This is a genomic window from Streptomyces sp. GMY02 (assembly GCF_019056675.1).
Taxonomy (GTDB): Bacteria; Actinomycetota; Actinomycetes; order Streptomycetales; family Streptomycetaceae; genus Streptomyces; species Streptomyces odonnellii.
Window position 1 is genome coordinate 4097860 of record NZ_CP077658.1, and the last position, 22091, is coordinate 4119950.

Consider the following 22091-nt stretch of genomic DNA (forward strand, 5'->3'; position numbering starts at 1 on the left):
CGGAGCCGGGCATGGTCGGGACCGGGCGGGCCGGGCGGTCCGGGCGAGGCGCGGTCGGGGCCGGGCGCGGTCGAGGCCGGGCGTGCCCCTGGGGCCTACGCGGCCGGGCCGTACCGGGTGCGCAGCTCGGAGACCACGCCGAACACGGCGGCCGTCAGCGGTACGGCGAGCAGCATGCCCAGGATCCCGGCGACGCTGGCGCCCGCGGTGATGGCCAGTATCACCACGGCCGGGTGCATCTGGACCGTACGGCTCTGGATCATCGGCTGGAGCACATGCCCCTCCAGCACCTGCACGGCGAGCACCACCCCGAGCGCCCAGAGCCCGGTCACCCAGCCACGGTCCGCGAGCGCGACCAGCACGGCGACGGCGCCGGAGAGAAAGGCGCCGAGGTACGGGATGTACGCGCCGACGAAGACCAGCGCGCCCAGCCCGACCGCGCCGGGCACCTGGAGGAACAGCAGGCCCACGGTGATGCAGACGGCGTCGATCAGGGCGATGACGGTGGTGCCGCGCATAAAGCCCTCGACGGCCTCGAACGCGCGGCGCGCCATGGCCTCGACGGTCTCCCCGGTCTCGCTCGGGGCGAACGACCGGAGCGAGTCGGCGACCTTGTGCGAGTCCCGCAGGAAGAAGAACATCAGCAGCAGCGCCAGCACGGCGGTGGCGATCAGCTCGCCGACGACACTGATCCCGGTGAGCACGCCGGTGGCGGCGGTGGCGGCGAACTTGCCGAGCAGGGACTTGGCGTTGGCCGCGACATCGTCGAGCGAGGTGCCCGCGGCGCCGAAGTGCTTGCTGAGGTCCTTGGCGGCCTGCTTGAGCGACGAGACGATCTGGTCGCCGCTGTCGACGAGCGCGCTGACCACGATGTACCCGGCACCGCCGACGACGGCCACGACGGCGACGCAGGTGAGCCCGGCGGCGACCGACCGGTTGAACCGCATGGCGAGGAGCCGCCGGAAGAGCGGGCCGAGCAGGGCGGTGCCGAGGATGGCGAGCAGTACGGGTGTGACGGCGGTCTTGAAGGTGATGGCCAGCCAGATGCCCACGGCTCCGACCCCGGAGACGGCCAGCGCCACCGCACACCACGCGGCCAGCCGCCGGACCCCCTCGGGCAGCAAGGACGTCACAGAACCCCCAGTCACCCTCCCACCCGACCACGCCCGGCCCCGGCTGTCCTCCCCGACTACGCCGGCCGGGGTGGGCAGGGGGCCTGGGGTCAGCCGACGCGCAACTGACGGTCACCGAAATCGGCGACCAGCCGGAGCGTGCCGCCGAGGGCTTCGACGTACGCGGCGATGGTCGCCAGTTCCGAGCGTCCAAGCTCGCCCCGCTCGAAGCGGGATACGTTGGACTGGGTCGTGCCCATGGCCTTGGCGACGTCGGTCTGCGTCAGCGCTTGCTCCTCACGGATCTCGGCGAGACGGTAGGCACGGATCCGGCTCTCCATCCCCTCCCGGATCGCGGCCTTCCGCTCATCGCTGATCTGGGTACCGTTCGTCTCGTGGATGGCAGCGGCTTCGGCCTTGGTGTCCTTCCAGTTGTGCATGATCAGTCCTCTCCAGCTGACGCACGCGTATGCGGTCGTTCTCCGATGGTGCGGGCTCAGGTGCCAGAGCCGCCCGTATTGTTCAGATCGTCGAGGTGCTGGTCGAACCGTTCGTCCGCGATCGGGATGTTGCGGTCGTACCAGCCGTTCCACGTGCCGTTCTTGTCCCCGGCAACCATGATCAGTGCCTGCCGCTTGGGGTCAAAGGCGAACAGCATACGAATCTCCGAACTGCCGACGGAGCCGGGCCGCAATTCCTTCATGTTGTGATGCCGGGACCGGCCGACCCGGTCGACCATGGGCCGACCGAGCGTCGGCCCGCTCTCGGCGAGCAGATCGATCGCCTGTTCCACCAGATGCGCGGACTCGGGATCCTTCTCAGCGAGGTCCAGATACCAGTCGTGGACTTCTTTACACAGGATGATTTCCCAGCTCACGCGGAAATTATTCCTTGCATGAGCTATATCCCGCAAGTTATATCGGCACGTCCCCGACGCGCGGCGGGGAGGTCGGCATGGCGGTGAGTGTGGGGGGGGACGCCGTCCCCCCACACCTGGAAGAGGCTTGGCCCGACTCCTGGGAGAGGCTCGGACGGCGGGGGTGTTACGCGTGCGGGACCGGGATCGTGCCCAGGCGGCCGGCCTGGAAGTCGTCGAAGGCCTGCTTCAGCTCCGCCTGGCTGTTCATCACGAACGGCCCGTAGTGCGCCATCGGCTCACGGATCGGCCGCCCGCCCAGCAGCACGACCTCCAGGTCCGGCGTGTGCGAGTCCTGGGACTCGTCCGCCCGTATCGTCAGCGTGCCGCCCGCGCCGAACACCGCCGTCTGCCCGGTGCGGACAGGACGCCGCTCGGCTCCCGTCGTACCGCGCCCGGCCAGCACGTACGCCAGCGCGTTGAAGTCCTCGCGCCACGGCAGCGTCACCTCCGCCCCCGGCCGCAGCGTCGCGTGGATCATCGTGATCGGGGTGTGCGTGATGCCCGGCCCCTCGTGCCCGTCCAGCTCGCCCGCGATCACCCGCAGCAGCGCGCCGCCGTCCGGCGAGGTCAGCAACTGCACCTGGCCGCCGCGGATGTCCTGGTACCGCGGGTCCATCATCTTGTCGGACGCCGGCAGGTTCACCCAGAGCTGGAGCCCGTGGAACAGCCCGCCCGACATCACCAGCGACTCCGGCGGCGCCTCGATGTGCAGCAGGCCCGAGCCCGCCGTCATCCACTGGGTGTCACCGTTCTGGATCGTGCCGCCGCCACCGTTGCTGTCCTGGTGGATGAAGGTGCCGTCGATCAGATACGTGACGGTCTCGAAGCCGCGGTGCGGGTGCCAGGGCGTCCCCTTGGGCTCCCCCGGCGCGTACTCCACCTCGCCCATCTGGTCCATCATGATGAAGGGGTCGAGGTACTTGTAGTCGATCCCCGCGAACGCGCGCCGCACCGGAAAGCCCTCGCCCTCGAATCCACTGGGCGCGGTCGTGACGGCGAGCACGGGACGGGCCACGGCGTCGGCCGGGGCCGCCACCCTGGGCAGGGTCAGCGGGTTTTCGACGGTCACTGCGGGCATGAGAGCCTCCTCGGTTTGTCACGCCTCAATTTAGTTGAACAGTGAACATCCAGCAAGGCCCCCTTCATTCCCGCCCGCGCCCGGACCCGTACGCCCTCGCCCGGATCCGCACACGACTGAGGCCCGTACCGGATCGGTACGGGCCTCGGGCCGCGAAAACTCACATGCTCAACTACCCGGCATCTCTCAGCCGCGCATACGGCTCAGCCGTACATACGCCTCATCGCGAAGTCCACCATCTGCTCGACCGCCTTCGCGTCGAACACCATCCGGTGGTCCCCCTCCATGTCGAGCACGAACCCGTACCCCGTCGGCAGCAGATCGATCACCTCCGCGCCCGTGATCACGAAGTACTTCGACTCCTTGCCCGCGTACCTCCGCAGCTCCTTCAGCGTGCTGAACATCGGGATCACCGGCTGCTGCGTGTTGTGCAGCGCCAGGAACCCCGGGTTGTCCCCCCGCGGGCAGTACACCTTCGACGTCGCGAAGATCTGCTGGAAGTCCTCGGCCGACAGCGACCCCGTCGTGAACGCCCGTACCGCGTCACCGAGCGACGGAGGCGACGGTTCCGGATACAGCGGCTGTTCGCCGTACCCAGGAACACCCGCGCCGACGCCGCCCATCTGCTGATGGTGGTGCTGCTGCGGCGGCTGCTGCGGCGGGTGCGCGTACTGCTGCTGAGCGCCCGGAGTCTGGTCGTAGCCGTACATGACCGCAAGAGTACTGAGGAATACCGCCCCGGGAAGCCCCGTCGCCCTCGTCACACCGGCCGGATCGGGGTTGCATCTTATTACCCATGGGTAGCATCATCGGAGCTACTTACTGGTACCCGCGCCTACTGGTCTTTTCCTCACCTACGGAACCTACGGAGTCGTCGCCATGGGGCACTACAAGTCGAATCTCCGCGACATCGAGTTCAACCTCTTCGAGGTGCTCGGGCGCGACAAGCTGTACGGCACGGGACCGTTCGAGGACATGGACGTCGAGACCGCGAAGAGCATCCTCGAAGAGGTCGTACGCCTCGCGGAGAACGATCTGGCGGAGTCGTTCGCGGAAGCCGACCGCACCCCGCCGGTCTTCGACCCCGAGACCGGCACCGCACCGGTGCCCGCCGCCTTCAAGAAGAGCTACCAGGCGTACATGGACTCCGAGTACTGGCGCCTCGGCCTGCCCGAGGAGATCGGCGGCACCACCTCCCCCCGCTCCCTGATCTGGGCGTACGCGGAGCTGATCCTCGGCGCCAACCCCGCCGTCTGGATGTACGCCTCGGGCCCGGCCTTCGCCGGCATCCTCTTCGAGGAGGGCAACGAGGCGCAGAAGAAGGCCGCCGCGATCGCCGTCGAGAAGCAGTGGGGCTCGACCATGGTCCTCACCGAGCCCGACGCCGGCTCCGATGTGGGCGCGGGCCGCACCAGGGCCGTCGAGCAGGAGGACGGCACCTGGCACATCGAGGGCGTGAAGCGCTTCATCACCTCCGGCGAGCACGACATGTCGGAGAACATCCTCCATTACGTCCTCGCCCGCCCCGAGGGCGCCGGCCCCGGCACCAAGGGCCTGTCGCTCTTCCTCGTACCGAAGTACGAGTTCGACTGGGAGACCGGCGAGCTGGGCGAGCGCAACGGCGTGTACGCCACGAACGTCGAGCACAAGATGGGCCTCAAGGCCTCCAACACCTGCGAGCTGACCTTCGGCGACCGCCACCCCGCCAAGGGCTGGCTGATCGGCGACAAGCACGAGGGCATCCGGCAGATGTTCCGGATCATCGAGTTCGCCCGGATGATGGTCGGCACGAAGGCCATCGCCACCCTGTCCACCGGCTATCTGAACGCGCTGGAGTACGCCAAGGAGCGCGTCCAGGGCCCGGATCTGGCCCAGTTCATGGACAAGGCCGCGCCCAAGGTCACCATCACGCACCACCCCGATGTGCGCCGGGCGCTGATGACGCAGAAGGCGTACGCCGAGGGCATGCGCGCCCTGGTCATGTACACCGCCTCGGTGCAGGACGAGATCGCCGTCAAGGAGGCGGAGGGCGAGAACGCCAAGGAACTGCACGGGCTGAACGACCTGCTGCTGCCGATCGTGAAGGGCTATGGCTCGGAGCGCTCGTACGAACAGCTCGCGCAGGCCCTCCAGACCTTCGGCGGCTCCGGCTACCTCCAGGAGTACCCGGTCGAGCAGTACATCCGGGACGCCAAGATCGACACCCTCTACGAGGGCACCACCGCGATCCAGGGCCAGGACTTCTTCTTCCGGAAGATCGTCCGCGACCAGGGCCAGGCGCTGAACTCGCTGGCCGAGGAGATCAAGAAGTTCCTGGCGGTCGCCACGGGCGGTACGGAGCTGGCGCCGGCCCGGGACGCGCTCGCCAAGGCCGCCGCCGACCTGGAGGCCATCGTCGGCCGGATGCTGGCCGACCTCACCGCCACCGGCGAGGACGTCAGGAACATCTACAAGGTCGGACTCAACACGACACGGCTGCTGATGGCTTCGGGCGATGTGGTCGTGGGCTATCTGCTGCTGCGCGGGGCCGCGGTGGCCGCCGAGAAGCTGGAGACGGCCGCCGCGCGGGACGTGGCGTTCTATCAGGGCAAGATCGCGGCGGCGAAGTTCTTCGCGGCGAACGTCCTGCCGGAGGTCTCGACGCAGCGCGCGCTCGCGGAGTCGGTCGACGGCTCACTGATGGAACTGGACGAAGCCGCGTTCTGAGCCGCGGTGCGGGCCGCGTCGGCGGGCCGCGTTCGGGCCGCGTTGTTGGCGGGCCGTGTTCTGAGCCGCGTCGGCGGGCCGCGTTCCGGGCCGGGCTCCGGGCCGCGTCGGCGGGCCGGGCTCGGCACCGCGACGGCCGCCGCGCGGGCGAGGTACGGCGGCCACCGCCGCCCGGCACTCGGCACGCACGGCACGACGACCCCCGCTGCCGCCACAGCGGGCCGCCGATGGGGCACTTCTCCACGAGAGGTGCCCCATCGGCGCACCGGACCCGCGCGGCGGCGGCGGACCCGCCCGACAGTGGACCCTCCCGGCGGGTGACCCGGCTGGCGGCGGACCCTCGCGGCGGCGAACCCGGCCAGCGGGGCACCCGCCCGTACCCGGACCGGACCGGCGGGGAACCCGCGTGGCGGCGGGCGGACCCAGCCGACGGCGGACCCTCGCGGCGGCGGCCCCCAGCCCGACGGGGGACCATCCGACAAGGGACCCGCGCGTCGGCGGACCCGCCCGGCGGGGGACCCTCGGGGCAGCGGACCCGCCCGGCGGGGAACCCGGCCCGATAAGGGACCCGCCCGTACCCGGACCGGGCCGGCGGGGGATCCTCGCGACGGTCGTCCGGCGGGGACGCATCGGGCGTCCCGCGCCGCCCTGTTCGGCTCTCCCCGCGTGCCCTTGTTCGACTGTCCCTCGACTCCGTTTCAACCGCACCTCGACCCTCGTCCGGCCCTTCACCCGTGCCTGTTCTCCCCATGTGCGGAGCTTGTCCCGCCCCGGTACGAGCCGTAGCAGCCGGTGACGGGCCCGGTGTCCTGGGCCGTCGTTATGGTGAACCCCATGAGCACTCCCGCCCGCTTCGACCGCGGCCACACCGACGACCTCATGTCCTTCCTCGCGGCCAGCCCGTCGCCGTATCACGCGGTGGCCAACGCCGCGGAGCGCCTGGAGAAGGCAGGCTTCCGGCAGGTGCTGGAGACGGACGCCTGGGACGGGTCGGCGGGCGGGCGGTTCGTGCTGCGGGGCGGGGCGATCATCGCCTGGTTCGTGCCGGAGGGCGCCCCGCCGCACACCCCCTTCCGTATCGTCGGCGCGCACACCGACTCCCCCAATCTGCGGGTCAAGCCGCTGCCGGACACCGGTGCGTACGGCTGGCGCCAGATCGCCGTGGAGATCTACGGCGGGACGCTGCTCAACACCTGGCTCGACCGCGATCTCGGGATCGCGGGCCGGATCACCCTGCGGGACGGCTCGCACCGGCTGGTCAATGTCGACCGCGCGCTCCTGCGCGTACCACAGCTCGCCGTCCATCTCGACCGGTCCGTCAACACCGACGGCCTCAAGCTCGACCGGCAGCGGCACATGCAGCCCGTCTGGGGCCTCGGTGAGCCCGAGGAGGGCGATCTGATCCGCTTCGTGGCCGCCGAGACCGGGATCGGCGCCGAGGAGATCACCGGCTGGGACCTGATGGCGCACGCCGTCGAACCGCCCGCCTACCTCGGCCGCGACCGCGAGCTGGTGGCCGGGCCCCGGATGGACAATCTGCTGTCGGTGCACGCCGCCACCGCCGCGCTGGCCGCGGTCGCCACCGGCCCCGGCGGCACGGGCGGCGGCTCCGGCGGCGGTTCGGGGGGATCGAGCAGCTCCGCGGGCCCAGGCGGCTCCGCGGAACCCCACGGCCCCCACGGGCCCCTCCCGTACATCCCCGTCCTCGCCGCCTTCGACCACGAGGAGAACGGCTCGCAGTCGGATACCGGCGCCGACGGCCCGCTGCTCGGCACGGTGCTGGAGCGCTCGGTACTCGCCCGCGGCGGTACGTACGAGGACCGGGCACGGGCCTTCGCCGGCTCGATCTGTCTGTCCTCGGACACCGGCCACGCCGTGCACCCCAACTACAGCGAGCGCCACGACCCGACGCACCAGCCGCGTGCGAACGGCGGCCCGATCCTCAAGGTCAACGTCAATATGCGGTACGCGACGGACGGCAGCGGGCGTGCCATCTTCGCCGCGGCGTGCGAGAAGGCGGGTGTGCCCTGGCAGTCGTTCGTCTCCAACAACTCGATGCCGTGCGGTACGACGATCGGCCCGATCACCGCGGCCCGGCACGGCATCCAGACCCTCGACATCGGGGTCGCCATCCTGTCGATGCACAGCGCACGGGAGCTGTGCGGCGCGGACGACCCGTACCACCTGGCGAACACGCTGGTGGCGTTCCTGGAGGGCTGACGGGACGTCACCGCCCGCCCCACCGTGGCCGAGGACGCCCACGGTACGGGGCAGCGGTCCCGTCGAGCGAATTGTTTACGCTTCGAGCCCGGCGAGCACGAGGGCGAGCCGGGCCGTTCCTGTGTCCGTGACCCGGACCGGCACGCCCCAGTCCTGCTGGTGGACATGGCAGGCCGGGTACTCGTTCGAAGGGTCGTCGTCACACGAGGCCGCCATCGCGGAGACATGGAGCACGCCTTCCGTGACGCCGTCGGCCAGTACCAGTTCCCGGCTGAGATCCGTCCCCGTACCGCTTCCGTCCGCGAGCAGTTCGGGCGGCGTGGCGGAGACGAGCAGCCGGGTCGAGGGACCGTAGCGGGTGTCGAGCTTCTGCCCGCTCGGCGCCGTGAAGACCACCTCCAGCCGGAGCGCCCCCGGGGCGACATCGGTGGTGGCGCGCTGTGTGCGATGGGCGACGGCCTCGACCCGTACGGCCTCGTCGGGCAGCCGCAGCCGGGTCAGCCGGTGCCGCGCGGACTCGACGACGACGATGTCCTCGCCGGCCAGGACCGCGCCGCTGGGCTCGCGCAGATCCGTCGCCAGTGTGGTCACCTCGCCGGTCGCGGGGTCGTAGCGGCGCAGGGCGTGGTTGTACGTGTCGGAGACGGCGACGGAGCCGTCGGGCAGCGCGGTGACGCCCAAGGGATGCTGGAGCAGGGCCTGTCCGGCGGGGCCGTCACGGTGCCCGAAGTCGAAGAGCCCGGTGCCGACGGCGGTACGGACCACAAAACCGTCCCCGCCATTCCCGTCCCCGCCGTCCTCGTCCCCGCCGTTTTCGTCCCCGGCGCGCTCGACGTACCGCAGCGCGCTGGTCTCGGAGTCGGCGACCCACAGCCGGTCCCCGGCCGCCGCGAGCCCCGAGGGCTGGGCGAACCAGGCCTCGCTGGCGGCCCCGTCCACCAGCCCCTCGTTGGTGGTCCCGGCCGCGGCGCCGACGGTCCCGGTGGCCGGGTCGTACGTCCAGAGCTGGTGCACCCCGGCCATCGCGATCCACACCCGCCCGGCCCACCAGGCGACGTCCCACGGCGAGGACAGGTCGACCTCCAGGGCGGGCCCGGAGTCCGGCGAACCCTGCCACCACTGCCTGCCGGTGCCCGCGACGGTCTCGACCGCGCCGGTGACCGGGTCGTAGGCGCGCAGCGCGTGGTTGACGGTGTCGGCGACGATCACCCGGCCGTCGGGGAGCAGGGCGAGCCCCTGCGGTTCGCTGAACGAGTCGGGCCCGAAGCCGCGCACACCGCTGCCGATCCGCCGTACGACCGTCTCGCCGTCCGGCTCCAGCTCCACGAGCTGATGGCGGGTGGAGTCGGAGACCAGGATGTTCCCGCCGGGCAGCACCAGCGCCTTCCCGGGGAAGCGCAGATCGGTCGGGACCGGCTCCGGCGGAACGTACGGCCCGTTGCCGCGCCGCAGCGTCCCCTTCGCGGCATGCTCGGCCTCCAGCTCCGCGACCAGCCGCTCAATGGCGTGCGCATGCCCCTCGCCCGCGTGCTGGGCGACGACATACCCCTCGGGGTCGATGACAACGAGCGTCGGCCAGGCCCGTACGGCGTACTGCTTCCAGGTCGCCAGCTCCGGGTCGTCCAGCACGGGGTGATGGACCTCGTACCGCTCGACGGCGTCGACGACGGCCTGGTGCTCGGCCTCGTGCACGAACTTCGGCGAGTGGACACCGATGATCACCACGGTGTCGCGATGCTTCTCCTCCAGCTCCCGCAGCTCGTCCAGAACATGCAGGCAGTTGATGCAGCAGAAGGTCCAGAAGTCGAGAATGACGATGCGTCCCCGCAGGTCGGCGAGGGTGTAGGAGGTGTCGCCGGTATTGAGCCAGCCGCCTTTGCCGGTCAGTTCGGGGGCACGCACGCGGGCGCGGCGGGCCGGGGCGGGGGGCTGAGCGGGGGCGGGTGTCGCGTCGGTCATGGGGACAAGGGTGCCATCCCCGTATGAAGGCCTCATCACGGCCGTACGAAGCGCGCTGTACGTAAGGGGCTGCACGAAGGGGGCCGTGCAAGGGGGCCGCACGCAGCGGGCTGCACCAGCGGGCCTACGAGTGGACGCCCCGGTAGGTCGGGGTCGGTGGCTTGTCGGTGGTCCGTTGTGTGGCGGTCCGCTTGGTTCAGCGGTGGGGTGGGGGTTCCAGGCCCAGGCGGCGGTCCTTCAGGGCCGGGAACTGCTCGCGGGTTCGCTCGACCCGGGACAGGTCCAGGTCCACCGTGAGGATCTCCTCGTCCGCCCCCGCCTCCGCCAGCACCTCGCCCCACGGGTCCACCACGATGCTGTGCCCCGACTGTTCGACCCCGGCGTGCGTACCGGCGGTCGCGCAGGCCAGCACGTACGACTGGTTCTCCACCGCGCGCGCCTGCGCCAGCAGCGTCCAGTGCGCGCGCCGCCGCTCGGGCCAGCCGGCCGGTACGACGAGGAGCCGGGCGCCCGCGTCGACCAGTCCGCGGAACAGCTCGGGGAAGCGGAGGTCGTAACAGGTGGCGAGGCCCAGTACGGTCTCGCGTCCCTCGCCCGAGAGCGGCACGGTGACCAGTTCCTCGCCCGCGCTCATCAGCGTCGCCTCGCCCCTGTCGAAGCCGAAGCGGTGGATCTTGCGGTACGTACGGACCAGCTCACCGGCGGGGGAGAAGACCAGCGAGGTGTTGTAGAACGCGCCGTCCGCGTCCCGTTCCACGATGGACCCGGCGTGCAGCCAGACCTCCGCGTCGCCCGCCGCCTTCGCCATCGCCTCGAAAGTCGGCCCGTCCACCGCCTCCGCCTCCTCGGCGAAGGCCTCGAACGCGAACGCCCCGACCGGCCACAGCTCCGGCAGCACCACCAGATCGGCGCCCGCCTGCTCCCGCACCAGGGCGGCTGCGCGGCGCCTCCGTGAGTCGACCGATTCGTGCGGGTCTACTGCGATCTGGATGAGCGAAGCGCGCACAGTACCACCGTCCTGGCATTCGACCCGTCAACACGGGCCTACGATCGTCACACGAAAGCACTGCCGGGGTGCCATCGAGCAGCGTAACTTAGCTGCCGAACCTCCCACGCAGCCCGCAGCCAGCCCAGCAAGCCAGCCCGCGTACCGCAGAACCGCCGAGGGGTCCCGTGACCGTCCATCCCAGCCTTCAAAACTACGCCGATGCCTGGACCCATTCCATCGAGGCCATAGCCGAGCTGGTGCAGCCGCTCGTCGAGGGCGAATGGAGTTGGCGCACGCCGTGTCCAGGCTGGTCCGTACGGGACATCGTCTCGCATGTCATCGGCATGGAGTGCGAGATGCTCGGGGACCCGCGGCCCATCCACTCCCTGCCGCGCGATCTCTACCATGTGCAGAGTGAGTTCGCCCGCTACATGGAGATGCAGGTCGATGTGCGGCGGCACCACACCGCTCCGGAGATGACCGCGGAGCTGGAGTACACGATCATCCGCCGCAACCGGCAGCTCAGGAACGAGAACCGGTCGCCCGACACCATGGTCCGGGCGCCCCTGGGCAAGGAACAGACGCTCGAAACGGCCATGCGGGCGCGGGCGTTCGATGTCTGGGTGCATGAACAGGATCTGCGGACGACGCTGAACAAGCCGGGCAATCTCGACTCCCCCGGCGCGCTGGTCACCCGTGACGCGCTGCTGGCCGCGCTGCCGAAGGTGGTCGCCAAGGACGCGGGCGCGCCGCCGAACTCGGCGGTGGTGATCGATGTGAGCGGCCCGGTGGAGTTCCTGCGGACGGTCCGGGTGAGCGCGGACGGCCGCGGTTCGATCGACGGCTCGCCCTCGCTCGGCCCGCTGGTGACGCTGGCGATGGAGTGGGAGACGTACTTCCGGCTGGCGTGCGGCCGGGTGCGGCCCGCGGCGGTCGCGGACCGGATCAAGATCGACGGCGATGACGAGCTGGCGTCGGCGATCCTGCGCGAGTTCGCGGTGACGCGGTAGGCCGGAGGCCGGCAGGCGCACGCCCGGCCGCCGTGTGAGGCGGGGGAGGCGGCACGGCCGTCCGCGACCGTCCGTACGTACGGGCCCGCACGCCGTACGTCCTGGCGCGCCGCACGATCCGGACCCGCCCCCTGCCGCGTCGTACCGTACGGCGCACCGGTGTACCGGCCTCAAGGCCCTCAAGCGCCCTCAAGTGCCCTCAGACGCCCTCAGTGCCCTGAGGCGCCCTTACGCGGGTACGTGCACGGCCTCCACCCGGCTCGCCACCAGGCGTTCCCGCTCCCGGCGTGCCGTGCGCGCCCGCAGCCGCAGGATCTGCGCGATCCCGAGCGCTTCGAGGACGAAGACGGACGAGAACGCGATCCGGTAGTTCCCGTCGGTCAGGTCCAGCAGGACGCCGACCGCGAAGAGCGTCGTCATCGAGGCGGTGAAACCACCCATGTTGACGATTCCGGAGGCCGTGCCCTGACGTTCCGGCGGGTTCGCGGGTCTGGCGAAGTCGAAGCCGATCATCGAGGCGGGTCCGCAGGCTCCGAGGACCACGCAGAGCGTGATCAGCAGGCCCATGGGCGCGTGGTCGCCGGGGTACGCGATCGCCGCGGCCCAGACCAGCGCCGTCGCTCCGACCGTGGCCAGGGCAAGCGGGGCCCTGGCCCGGTGGTGGCGGGCGATGACCTGCCCGTACACCAGCCCGACGCCCATGTTGGAGAGGACGACGAGGGTGAGCAGTTCACCCGCGACGGCCCGGGACAGCCCCTGCGCCTCGACCAGGAAGGGCATGCCCCACAGCAGCAGGAAGATCATCGCCGGGAACTGGGTGGTGAAGTGCACCCACAGCCCCAGCCGGGTGCCCGGCTCGCGCCAGGACTCGGCGATCTGCCGCCGGACATAGGCACCGCCCGCGTGCTCGGCGGGCGGTGGCTCATGGCCTTCCGGGTGGTCCTTGAGGAAGAGCAGCAGCAGTACGAGGACGAGGACACCGGCGAGCGCGCTGCCCGCGAAGGTGGTGGTCCAGCCGAGGCCGTGCAGGGCGCGGGAGATGACGATGGTGGAGACGAGATTGCCCGCCACTCCGAACAGCGCGGCGACCTGGGCGATCAACGGGCCGCGGCGGACCGGGAACCAGCGGCTGCCGAGCCGCAGCACGCTGATGAAGGTCATCGCGTCACCGCAGCCGAGCAGGGCGCGGGCGGCGAGGGCCATGCTGTACGAGGGGGCGAGCGCGAAGCCGAGCTGTCCGGCGGTGAACAGCGCCACGCCGATGGTCAGCACCTTCTTGGTGCCGAGCCGGTCGACCATCAGGCCGACGGGTATCTGCATGCCCGCGTACACCAGCAACTGGAGTATGGAGAAGGTCGACAGCTCGGAGGCGTTGACGCCGAAGCGGTCGGCGGCGTCGAGTCCGGCCACGCCCAGGCTGGTACGGAAGGTGACGGCGACGAAGTAGACCGAGACGCCGATGCCCCAGACCCAGGCGGCGCGCCGGCCGCCGGGCGGGTCACCGGGCAGGGTGGCGGCGGGCGTGCTCACCGGGCCTCACCCCTGACCAGCACCTTGACCCGGCTGATGTGGCGGCGCAGACAGGCGGCGGCGCCGTCGGCGTCCCCGGTCCTGATGGCTTCGAGCAGCTCGGCGTGTTCGGTGATGTTCTTGGCGATACGGTCCGGATGCGCCTCCATGACGGCGACGCCCATACGCAACTGACGGTCCCTGAGCTGGTCGTACAGGCGCGAGAGAATCTGGTTGCCGGCGTGGCGCACGATCTCGGCGTGGAAGGAGCGGTCGGTCGCGGCGACCGCGGCGAGATCGCCGTCCACGGCGCGCCGCCGCTGCTCGTCGACCAGTTCCTCCAGCCGTGCGATCAGCCGCGCGGACGCGGGCACGGCCTTCCGTACGGCGAACTCCTCGACCAGCAGCCGGGTCTCGACGACATCCGCGATCTCCTGCGCCGAGACGGCGAGCACGAGGGCGCCCTTCTTGGGGTAGAGCTTGATCAGCCCCTCGACCTCCAGCTTGAGGAGCGCCTCGCGCACGGGCGTCCGGGACACCCCGACGGCCTCGGCCAACTCCCCTTCTGTGAGCAGCGTGCCGCCTTCGTAGCGGCGGTCGAGCACGGCTTCCTTGATATGGCTGTAGACACGGTCTGCGGCGGGCGGGCGCTTCTCGGGAGCGGCAGCGGCGGATGGCATGCGCACAGCATAGATACAAGAGGGATGCACGGAAACGCACGTCCGGGATACGGACGGCGGCCGTTCCGGGACCACTTGGGGGCGCACTCGCTCACATTTCCGCCACACAATCGCGCGCCCGCGTGCATCCATTCGGGGGGCTCGGACGTCTCACCTGAGGACCCCTTTCACAAGATGGTCCCCTTCTGACGCACTTCAACGCATTTCAACGCATTCGCGGAATCGGAGCGTTTCCTTTGATTTCCAGTCTCCCGGGCGCACGCCGGGGCGCCGTGGTCGCCCTGGTCGCCGGCGCGCTGCTGTCCGTCTCGTCCTTGGGCGCGACTGCGCAGGCCGCCGCCGCGCCGGCCGTCAGCGGCAAGGGCGGGTTCGTGCTCAACAACGCCACAGGCGCGACGGTGTACGGCAAGGCCGCCGACACCCGGCGCCAGATGGCCAGTACGACGAAGATCATGACGGCCGCGGTGGTGCTCAGCGTCAAGGGCGTCGACCTCAACCGCAAGGTGACCGTCAAGCAGGGCTACCGCGACTATGTCGCCAAGCAGGGCGCGAGCACCGCGGATCTGCGGACCGGTGACAAGCTCACCGTCCGCCAGTTGCTGTACGGGACGATGCTGCCCTCCGGCTGCGACGCCGCGTACGCCCTCGCCGACACCTTCGGCAGCGGCTCGACGGCCGCCGCGCGCACCAAGTCGTTCATCGCGAAGATGAACGCGAAGGCCACCGAACTCAAGCTCAAGAACACCAAGTTCGATTCCTTCGACGGCATCTCGCCGAGCGGGAACAACTACACCACCCCGCGCGACCTGGCGAAGATCGCCCAGTACGCGATGAAGAACCCGAACTTCCGGGCGGTCGTCAAGGCCACCTCGTACAAGACCACCGCGCCCACCAGCAACGGCGGCAAGCGCACGTACACCTGGTACAACACCAACAAGCTGCTGGGCTCGTACAAGGGCGCCATCGGCATCAAGACCGGTACGGGCACCGCCGCGGGGCCCTGCCTGGTCTTCGCCGCCACGCGCGGCACCAAGACGCTCGTCGGAGTCGTCCTGAACGGCGCGGACCGCTACAAGGACGCGGCCAAGCTGCTCGACTACGGCTTCGGCTCGTCGACGGCCAAGACCATGAAGCTGCGGACGCTTCCGGCGGACGCGCAGCGCGACTGATCGCACGGCACGATTCACACGGCGCGATTCACACGCCGCGGCTGATCACACCGGTCACACCCGGTCCGGGTTGTCCACAGGCGGCAAAGGGCCTGTCCGAGGGATGACCTAGTCTGCGAACACCTGTCCGGACCAACGGGCGGGTCTCATCTGGGGGGTACGAACCATCGTGCGTACGCGCACTCTTCCGGCCGCGACAGCGCTCGCGGTCCTCTTCAGCTCGGCCGCGCTGGTCGCGGGCACGGCCGGGCCGGCCGCCGCCGACTCCAGCAAGGTCCTGCCGGTGCAGTCGACCGGCGACATCGTCGTGGACGGCGTCCACAAGAAGGTCTTCATCAGCGACCCGACCAGCGGCAAGATCGTCGCCACGGACTACACGGGCACGGTCCTGGGCACCGTCACGGGCCTGCCCGGCGTGGACGGGCTGGCCCTGTCGCCGGACTCGGGACAGCTCTACGCGGCGGTCACGGGCGACGACCGGATCGTGTCGGTGGACACCGGTACGTACAAGGCGGCGAGTTACGCCCTGGACGGCGCCGACGCCCCGGCCGACCTTGAGGTCGTGGACGGGCGTATCTGGTTCGGCTACGGAGCGAACCTCGGATCTCTCGACATCTCCGGCACCGAGCCGGTCGTCAAGCTCCACCAGCGGTCCGACGTCGACAGCGACGGCACGCTGCTCCTCGGCGCCGACCCGGCCGCGCCGGGCGTCCTCGTGGCCGGAGACGGCAGTCAGCTCGCCGTGTTCGACGTGTCGGCCGAGGGCGCCACGCTCCGCACCAAGGGCCGCATGGACAGCTCCGTGAAGCAGCTCGACCTCACGCCGGACGGGACCAAGGTCCTCACGTCCTGGGACAGCAGCGGGAACGGCTACGCGCTGGGCGCGTACTCCGCCACCGACCTCACACAGGCCGCAACCCGGCTCCCGATCGGCGCGTACCCGAACGCCGTGGCCATCGCGGCCGACGGCACCATCGCGGGCGGCAGCGACTCGTCGTACGACCCCGACGTCCACATCTTCAAGCCGGGCTCGACCAAGCCGGTGCGGCAGTACGACTTCCCCAACACCGGTAACACCAGCGGCGCCGACCTCCTCGCCCCTGGCGCGCTGGCCTGGGCGCCGGACGGCAGCCGGGTGTTCGCGGTGTCCAGCAACAGCCTGGGCACCTACTCGCTGCGTGTGCTGACCGACCCGGCCAAGTCGCTCCCCACGCTCACCGTCACCGCGCCCGCCTCGGCGACCCGCGCCAAGGCGCTCACCGTCAAGGGCAAGCTCACGGCGTCCGTACCGCTCCCGGCGGGGACCCCGCTGACCGTCACCCGTACCGACCTGGATTCGCCGAGCGGCAAGTCCCTCGGTACGAAGACGCTCGGCACGGGCGGCGCGTTCTCCTTCACGGACACCCCGCCGGCCGGCGGCAAGGTCACCTACAAGGTGTCGTACGCGGGCAGCGCCACGCATGCCGCCGCCTCCGGGTCGGCCTCGGTCAATGTCTCCCGGGCCACGCCCGCGCTCACGCTGACCCGGAATCTCAACGTCTTCCTGTACGGCCAGGACCCCAAATTCCTGGCGCACCTCGGCACCACGTACAAGAACCGGACCGTCGAGATCTGGGCCGACCCGTACGGCGCCGACAAGCCGAAGAAGCTGCTCAAGCGGGGCACGGTGAACTCGAACGGCGATATCTCGGCGATCTTGGACATGACCCGCGACACCGTGGTCACCGCGGTGTTCACGGGCGACGCCCGGTACGCGCCGAGGACGGTCAAGTCGACCGTCTACACCAAGGTGAACGTCTCCACGACGATCTCCCGCCACTACAAGACGGGCAAGATCGGCTCCACGACGTACTACTACTTCCACAAGAAGACGAACCCGCTCTTCAACTCGGCCATGACGTACTACCCCGGCCGGTCGCAGCGGTTCGCGATGGAGGTCTACTACGCAGGGAAGTGGCACAGGATCGGCGAGGAGTACTTCAGGCTGGGTACGGACGGCCGCTCCCTGGTGGAGCTGGTCGGCGGACGGGAGACCGGGGTCCGTGCCCGGATGGTCTCGTCGTACATCGACACGACGTCCGGCGACAACGTGAACTACACGACGCACGGCGCGTGGAAGTACTTCATCTTCACCGCGTGAGCCCGAGCCCGTGCTTGTAGGGCTTTGAGTGAGCGCTGTCGACTTTGCGGACACGCCCTGGGGCCGTGCCGGAGACCATCTCTCCGGTACGGCCCCTTGTGCGAGGCGCACTTCACGCACCCTGAGGACCAGGGCGGTGCGGCGCTCGGTTAGATTGCTCGCGGCCAAGGCACTGCGGCGGCGGCCGCAGCGAGCGGTCCGTGTACGGGCCGGTCCTGGTGGCTCTCGGGATTGCGCGTGCCATGCGAGAAGAGACGCTCGTCGAAGTGACGGACGGGGTTCACCTGGTCCACGGCAGCAACACCAACTGGGTGGTGCTCAGCGAAGGGGACGCGGTCACGCTGATCGACTGCGGCTACCCGGGCGACCGCGAACTCCTCCTGGAATCGCTGGCGCAGCTCGGTCACGCTCCCGAGGCGATCACCGCCGTTCTCATCACGCACGCGCACAACGACCACATCGGCTCGGCCGAACATCTCAGCAGCGCGTTCGGCACGCCCGTCTATCTGCACGAGGCCGAAGTCCCGCACGCCCGCCGCGAGTTCCTGCACCAGGTCAGCGTCGGCACGGTGCTGCTCAACGGCTGGCGCCCCGGTGTCCTGCCGTGGGCCGTGCACGCGATCCGCTCCGGCGGCACGGCGGACTCGCGCATCACGGACCCGCGGCCGTTCCCGGCCCCGGCGGGCGGTCCGCTCGACCTCCCCGGGCGCCCGGTGCCCGTCCACACGCCCGGCCACACCGCGGGGCACTGCGCGTACGCCCTGCCGCGGGCCGGGATCCTCATCTCCGGGGACGCCCTCGTCAGCGGCCATCCGACCTCGCGCGCGAAGGGTCCGCAACTGCTCCCCGCCATGTTCGACACGGAACGCCGGCGGGCGCTCGCCACGCTCGACATCCTGGAGAAGACCGGCGGCGACACGCTTCTCCCGGGCCACGGCCCGCTCCACCGCGGCTCCGTGGAGGCGGCGGCCCGCCGGGCCCGCGACCTGGCGTCCTGAGCCCCGGGCAGCGCCTGTAGGGGTGTCTTGCCGGGCTCACGGGGCGATCGACAAGACACCGCCTAGGCGCTGCCCGAGCCCGGCCCGGAGGGCAGCGCAACGCGCGTCAGCACGCGGCGCGTCGGCACGGCCCCCTCAGCGGGCGGCCCGTGTCAGCAGGCCCGTGAGCAGGACCTCGAACATCTCGCGCAGCGTCGTGGTGAAGTCGAGCCGCATGGCCGCCAGCGACGGGTCGGCCTCGTACGCGGCCAGCATCGCGGCCGAGGGCTGCGCGTGGATCCAGACCGCGCCGGTCGTCAGCAGGACGGCGCCGCCGAACCGTACCGCGTCGTGCTCGCTCAGCTCGGGCAGACGGGCGCGCGACAGCTTGGCCAGAACGCCGACTTGGGCGATGGCGGCGCGCTTGAACCCCGCGGCGACCTGGGGCGAGACATTGCGTTCGAGCACCGCGGCCTGCGCGCCGACCAGGTCGCACAGGACCGGGCGGTCCGCGAGCGAGGCGGCGAGCGCCGCGGCGAGACGGTCGCCGCGCTCGGGGAGCGGGGCGCCGGCGTCCACCGTGCCGGTGAGCACCTCGTCGAGATCGGCCAGCCACTCGCTCATCGCGGCGTCGAGCAGTTCCAGCAGCACGGCCTCGCGGGACTCGAAGTAGCGCAGCACATTGGACTTGGCGAGGCAGACGCGCCGGCTCAGCTCATTGAGGCTCACCTGCGCCACCGGCATCTCGGTGAGCATCGCGGCGGCCGTGTCGAGGATCGCCTGTCTGCGCGCGGCGCGCTGCTCGTCGCTGCGGGCGCGCTGGAAGGGCATGGTCATGACCCATAGCTTACAGACCCCCGGTCTATTGTTATCGGACCGGCGGTCTGCTAGCTTCTCTCGCAACAGACCGCCGGTCTCCTACCGGTTCCGGCCTCCTGATCCTTCATGTCCTGACCCCCATGTCCAAGGAGCCACCATGTATGTCGTCCCCGACCAGACCGGGAAGTCCGTCGTCGTCACCGGTGCCAACAGCGGCACGGGCAAGGAGGCCGTGCGCCGTCTGGCCGGCGCGGGGGCGCGGGTCGTGATGGCCGTACGTACCGTCGCCAAGGGCGAGCAGGCCCGCGACGAGATCCTGGCCGAGCAGCCGGGCGCGCGGCTTGAGATCCGCCGGATCGATCTGGCCGATCTGGCGTCGGTGAAGGAGTTCGCCGACGGGCTGCTCGCCGAGGGCACCCCGCTCGACCTGCTGGTCAACAACGCCGGGGTGATGGCGCCGCCCACCCGGCTGACCACCGCCGACGGATTCGAACTGCAAATGGGCAGCAACTACCTCGGCCCGTTCGCCCTGACGGTCCGGCTCCTTCCGCTGCTGCTCGCGGCGTCGGCGCCGCGGGTGGCGACCATGAGCAGCGGTACGGCCAACTACGGCCGGATCCACTTCGACGACCTCCAGTGGGAGCGCCGCCGCTACAGCCCCAACCTGTCGTACGCGCAGTCCAAGCTCGCGGATCTGATGCTGACCCGGCAGCTCGCCGCGGTCGCCGCCGAGCGCGGCTGGCCGCTGCTCAGCACGGGCGCGCACCCGGGGTACACCCGGACGAACCTCCAGACCGCGGGCGCGAACCTCGGCAGCGGCAAGCCGCCGTTGAGCGCCAGGATGCTGACGTCGATGGACTTCCTCCCTCGCAGGCGCCCGAGCAGGGAACGGAGCCGCTGCTCCACGCCGCGACCAGCCCGGACGCGGTCGCGGGCGGGTACTACGGACCGGGCGGCCGGTTCGGCCTGGTCGGCCCCACCACCACCGCCCGCATCACCCGCCGGGCCCTGGACCCCGCGGCCAACGCCCGCCTGTGGACCGAGTCGGAACACCTGACGGGCGTGGGCCTGCTGTCAACGGTGGGCTGACGGAACGGCACGCCGGTACGGCCCGGGTGCGCGCCGGCCTCGCAAAAGCCCGGCCCCGGAACCCTGTGAGCGGGTTCCGGGGCCGGGCGGTGGTGCGTACGGAGACCGGGTCGAACAGACCGGGTCGGGACAGACCGGGTCAGGACCAGGTGATCAGGCGTTTGGGGTTTTCCAGGATCGCCGCCGTGTCCGCCAGGACCTTGGAGCCCAGTTCGCCGTCGACCAGACGGTGGTCGAAGGAGAGGGCCAGGGTCGTGACCTGACGGGGCTTCACCTTGTCCTTGTGGACCCAGGGCTGGAGCTTGATCGCGCCGACCGCCAGGATCGCGGACTCGCCCGGGTTGAGGATGGGCGTACCGGTGTCGACGCCGAAGACGCCGACGTTGGTGATGGTGACCGTGCCGCCCTGCATGGCCGCCGGGGTGGTCCTGCCCTCGCGGGCCGTGCTGACCAGGTCGCTGAGGGCGGCGGCCAGTTGGGGCAGGGTCTTGTCGTGGGCGTCCTTGATGTTCGGGACGATCAGACCGCGCGGGGTGGCGGCTGCGATGCCCAGGTTGACGTAGTGCTTGACCACGATCTCCTGGTTCGCCTCGTCCCAGGCCGCGTTGACCCCCGGGTTGCGCTTGATGGCGACCAAGAGGGCCTTGGCGATGAGGAGCAGCGGGTTGACGCGCAGGCCCGCCATGTCCTTGTCGGACTTCAGCTCCTCGACCAGCTTCATCGTGCGCGTCACGTCGACGGTGATGAACTCCGTGACATGCGGCGCGGTGAACGCGCTGCCCACCATGGCCGCCGCCGTGGCCTTCCGTACCCCCTTGATCGGGATACGGGTCTCCCGGCCGGAACCGGCCTGGGCCGCCGCCGGTGCCGCAGCCACAGGGGCCACAGGGGCCACCGACGGCGCGGACACCGGCTCGGGCGAAGCCGCCGGCGCCGAGGTCACCGCCGAGGTGGCTGCCACGGCCGCCGCCGCTGCCGGGGCCGCCGCCGCGTAGACGTCCTCGCGGGTGATGACCCCGCCCGGGCCCGTGGGGGCGATCGCCGCCAGGTCGACGCCGAGGTCCTTGGCGAGCTTGCGCACCGGCGGCTTGGCGAGCGGACGCGCGGGGGAAGGTGCCCCAGGGGCAGGTGCTGCGGCAGGTGGCGCGACAGGAGCCACGGCAGGCGCCGCCACCCCGTTCACCTCCGCCTGGATCGCGGCGGCCGCTCTCCGGGCCACTTCCGCCGCCTCCGCCGCCGTGGCCTGCCCGGGTACGGACGTACCCCGGCGCGGGCGGCGCTTCGTGGACGCCTCGGCCACTCCGTACCCGACGAGCACCGGCTGACGGCCCGTGGGCTCGTCGCCCGCCGTCGGTTCCGGAGTCGGTACGGGAGCGGACGGCGCGGGTTCGCCGACGGACGGCTCAGGCGCCGCCCCGCTCCCCGGCGCCACATCCACGGTGATGATGGACACGCCGACATCGACCGTCGTGCCCTCCCCGAACCGCAGCTCGTGCACCACCCCGTCGTACGGAATCGGCAGCTCGACAGCCGCCTTCGCCGTCTCGACCTCGCACACCACCTGGCCGTCGGTCACCGTGTCGCCCGGCTGTACGTACCACTTGAGGATCTCGGCCTCGGTCAGGCCCTCGCCCACATCGGGCATCCTGAACTCGCGGTAGCGGTCCGGGGAGCCGGCGGCCGATGGGCCGGTGGAAGTGTCAGCAGTCATGGTCA

General features: G+C 70.8%; 18 protein-coding genes. 7 read left to right on the forward strand and 11 right to left on the reverse strand.

All coding sequences use genetic code 11. From position 1 onward, the window contains the following. Positions 1-95: 95 nt before the first annotated feature. The 5 genes from KQY30_RS17120 to KQY30_RS17140 all read right to left on the reverse strand — a co-directional run bounded on the left by KQY30_RS17120 (position 96) and on the right by KQY30_RS17140 (position 3819). Positions 96-1133 (reverse strand): AI-2E family transporter, encoded by a 1038-nt coding sequence (locus tag KQY30_RS17120; RefSeq protein ID WP_217307575.1) that lies wholly within the window; start codon positions 1131-1133, stop codon positions 96-98. 89 nt (positions 1134-1222) lie between these two features. Further along, on the reverse strand, positions 1223-1552 hold the full coding sequence (locus KQY30_RS17125; RefSeq protein WP_217307576.1) for a helix-turn-helix domain-containing protein: 330 nt from the start codon (positions 1550-1552) through the stop codon (positions 1223-1225). 56 nt (positions 1553-1608) lie between these two features. Further along, positions 1609-1989, reverse strand: a complete 381-nt coding sequence (locus tag KQY30_RS17130) for a type II toxin-antitoxin system RelE/ParE family toxin (protein WP_254407181.1) — start codon at positions 1987-1989, stop codon at positions 1609-1611. Positions 1990-2155: 166 nt separating this feature from the next. After that, a complete protein-coding gene (locus KQY30_RS17135; protein WP_217307577.1) occupies positions 2156-3109 on the reverse strand; it encodes a pirin family protein in 954 nt (317 codons plus the stop codon). A gap of 203 nt (positions 3110-3312) precedes the next feature. Continuing rightward, a complete protein-coding gene (locus KQY30_RS17140; RefSeq protein WP_217307578.1) occupies positions 3313-3819 on the reverse strand; it encodes an SseB family protein in 507 nt (168 codons plus the stop codon). A gap of 169 nt (positions 3820-3988) precedes the next feature. Here KQY30_RS17140 and KQY30_RS17145 point away from each other — a divergent pair, with 169 nt between their 5' ends. After that, the gene (locus tag KQY30_RS17145; protein WP_217307579.1) at positions 3989-5815 is read left to right on the forward strand and encodes an acyl-CoA dehydrogenase; all 1827 of its coding nucleotides are present in this window, start codon (positions 3989-3991) and stop codon (positions 5813-5815) included. Between the two features lie 834 nt (positions 5816-6649). Beyond that, a complete protein-coding gene (locus tag KQY30_RS17150; RefSeq protein ID WP_217307580.1) occupies positions 6650-8035 on the forward strand; it encodes a M18 family aminopeptidase in 1386 nt (461 codons plus the stop codon). 75 nt (positions 8036-8110) lie between these two features. On the opposite strand, the gene KQY30_RS17155 is transcribed toward KQY30_RS17150, so the two are convergent. Then, a complete protein-coding gene (locus tag KQY30_RS17155; protein ID WP_217307581.1) occupies positions 8111-9994 on the reverse strand; it encodes an NHL domain-containing thioredoxin family protein in 1884 nt (627 codons plus the stop codon). 196 nt (positions 9995-10190) lie between these two features. After that, positions 10191-11000 carry a carbon-nitrogen family hydrolase gene (locus KQY30_RS17160; RefSeq protein WP_217307582.1) on the reverse strand — a complete coding sequence of 270 codons (810 nt, stop codon included), beginning with the start codon at positions 10998-11000 and terminating at the stop codon, positions 10191-10193. Between the two features lie 167 nt (positions 11001-11167). Between KQY30_RS17160 and KQY30_RS17165 the strand changes: the two genes are divergently transcribed. Beyond that, positions 11168-11992, forward strand: coding sequence for a maleylpyruvate isomerase family mycothiol-dependent enzyme (locus tag KQY30_RS17165; protein WP_217307583.1), 825 nt, complete (start codon positions 11168-11170; stop codon positions 11990-11992). Positions 11993-12220: 228 nt separating this feature from the next. On the opposite strand, the gene KQY30_RS17170 is transcribed toward KQY30_RS17165, so the two are convergent. Together KQY30_RS17170 and KQY30_RS17175 are read right to left on the reverse strand one after the other, a co-directional pair. After that, positions 12221-13522, reverse strand: a complete 1302-nt coding sequence (locus tag KQY30_RS17170; protein ID WP_217307584.1) for a nitrate/nitrite transporter — start codon at positions 13520-13522, stop codon at positions 12221-12223. Further along, complete coding sequence (locus KQY30_RS17175) at positions 13519-14181, reverse strand: GntR family transcriptional regulator (RefSeq protein WP_217307585.1); 663 nt, start codon at positions 14179-14181, stop codon at positions 13519-13521. Before KQY30_RS17175 ends, KQY30_RS17170 begins: the two co-directional genes overlap by 4 nt. 236 nt (positions 14182-14417) lie before the next feature. On the opposite strand from KQY30_RS17175, the gene KQY30_RS17180 reads away from it, so the two are divergent. From KQY30_RS17180 to KQY30_RS17190, 3 genes are all read left to right on the forward strand, one after another. Continuing rightward, entirely contained in the window at positions 14418-15350 is a 933-nt protein-coding gene (locus KQY30_RS17180) for a D-alanyl-D-alanine carboxypeptidase family protein (protein WP_217307586.1), read from the forward strand. Positions 15351-15519: 169 nt separating this feature from the next. After that, the gene (locus KQY30_RS17185) at positions 15520-17490 is read left to right on the forward strand and encodes a lactonase family protein (protein ID WP_217307587.1); all 1971 of its coding nucleotides are present in this window, start codon (positions 15520-15522) and stop codon (positions 17488-17490) included. 242 nt (positions 17491-17732) lie between these two features. After that, positions 17733-18488: an MBL fold metallo-hydrolase gene (locus KQY30_RS17190; protein WP_217307588.1), complete on the forward strand. Its 756-nt coding sequence runs from the start codon at positions 17733-17735 to the stop codon at positions 18486-18488. Between the two features lie 135 nt (positions 18489-18623). On the opposite strand, the gene KQY30_RS17195 is transcribed toward KQY30_RS17190, so the two are convergent. After that, entirely contained in the window at positions 18624-19304 is a 681-nt protein-coding gene (locus KQY30_RS17195; protein ID WP_217307589.1) for a TetR/AcrR family transcriptional regulator, read from the reverse strand. Between the two features lie 139 nt (positions 19305-19443). Here KQY30_RS17195 and KQY30_RS17200 point away from each other — a divergent pair, with 139 nt between their 5' ends. Next, on the forward strand, positions 19444-20343 hold the full coding sequence (locus KQY30_RS17200) for an SDR family NAD(P)-dependent oxidoreductase (RefSeq protein ID WP_254407182.1): 900 nt from the start codon (positions 19444-19446) through the stop codon (positions 20341-20343). A gap of 171 nt (positions 20344-20514) precedes the next feature. Here KQY30_RS17200 and KQY30_RS17205 read toward each other — a convergent pair whose 3' ends face one another. Next, positions 20515-22086, reverse strand: a complete 1572-nt coding sequence (locus KQY30_RS17205; RefSeq protein WP_217307590.1) for a dihydrolipoamide acetyltransferase family protein — start codon at positions 22084-22086, stop codon at positions 20515-20517. Between the last annotated feature and the right edge of the window lie 5 nt (positions 22087-22091).

What these genes read in the sequence shown, in the direction of transcription:
- KQY30_RS17125 (WP_217307576.1), bottom strand. Translation starts at nt 1,552, where the DNA reads ATGCACAACTGGAAGGACACCAAGGCCGAAGCCGCTGCCATCCACGAG.
- KQY30_RS17135 (WP_217307577.1), bottom strand. Translation starts at nt 3,109, where the DNA reads ATGCCCGCAGTGACCGTCGAAAACCCGCTGACCCTGCCCAGGGTGGCG.
- KQY30_RS17140 (WP_217307578.1), bottom strand. Translation starts at nt 3,819, where the DNA reads ATGTACGGCTACGACCAGACTCCGGGCGCTCAGCAGCAGTACGCGCAC.
- KQY30_RS17145 (WP_217307579.1), top strand. Translation starts at nt 3,989, where the DNA reads ATGGGGCACTACAAGTCGAATCTCCGCGACATCGAGTTCAACCTCTTC.
- KQY30_RS17150 (WP_217307580.1), top strand. Translation starts at nt 6,650, where the DNA reads ATGAGCACTCCCGCCCGCTTCGACCGCGGCCACACCGACGACCTCATG.
- KQY30_RS17155 (WP_217307581.1), bottom strand. Translation starts at nt 9,994, where the DNA reads ATGACCGACGCGACACCCGCCCCCGCTCAGCCCCCCGCCCCGGCCCGC.
- KQY30_RS17175 (WP_217307585.1), bottom strand. Translation starts at nt 14,181, where the DNA reads ATGCCATCCGCCGCTGCCGCTCCCGAGAAGCGCCCGCCCGCCGCAGAC.
- KQY30_RS17190 (WP_217307588.1), top strand. Translation starts at nt 17,733, where the DNA reads ATGCGAGAAGAGACGCTCGTCGAAGTGACGGACGGGGTTCACCTGGTC.
- KQY30_RS17195 (WP_217307589.1), bottom strand. Translation starts at nt 19,304, where the DNA reads ATGACCATGCCCTTCCAGCGCGCCCGCAGCGACGAGCAGCGCGCCGCG.
- KQY30_RS17200 (WP_254407182.1), top strand. Translation starts at nt 19,444, where the DNA reads ATGTATGTCGTCCCCGACCAGACCGGGAAGTCCGTCGTCGTCACCGGT.
- KQY30_RS17205 (WP_217307590.1), bottom strand. Translation starts at nt 22,086, where the DNA reads ATGACTGCTGACACTTCCACCGGCCCATCGGCCGCCGGCTCCCCGGAC.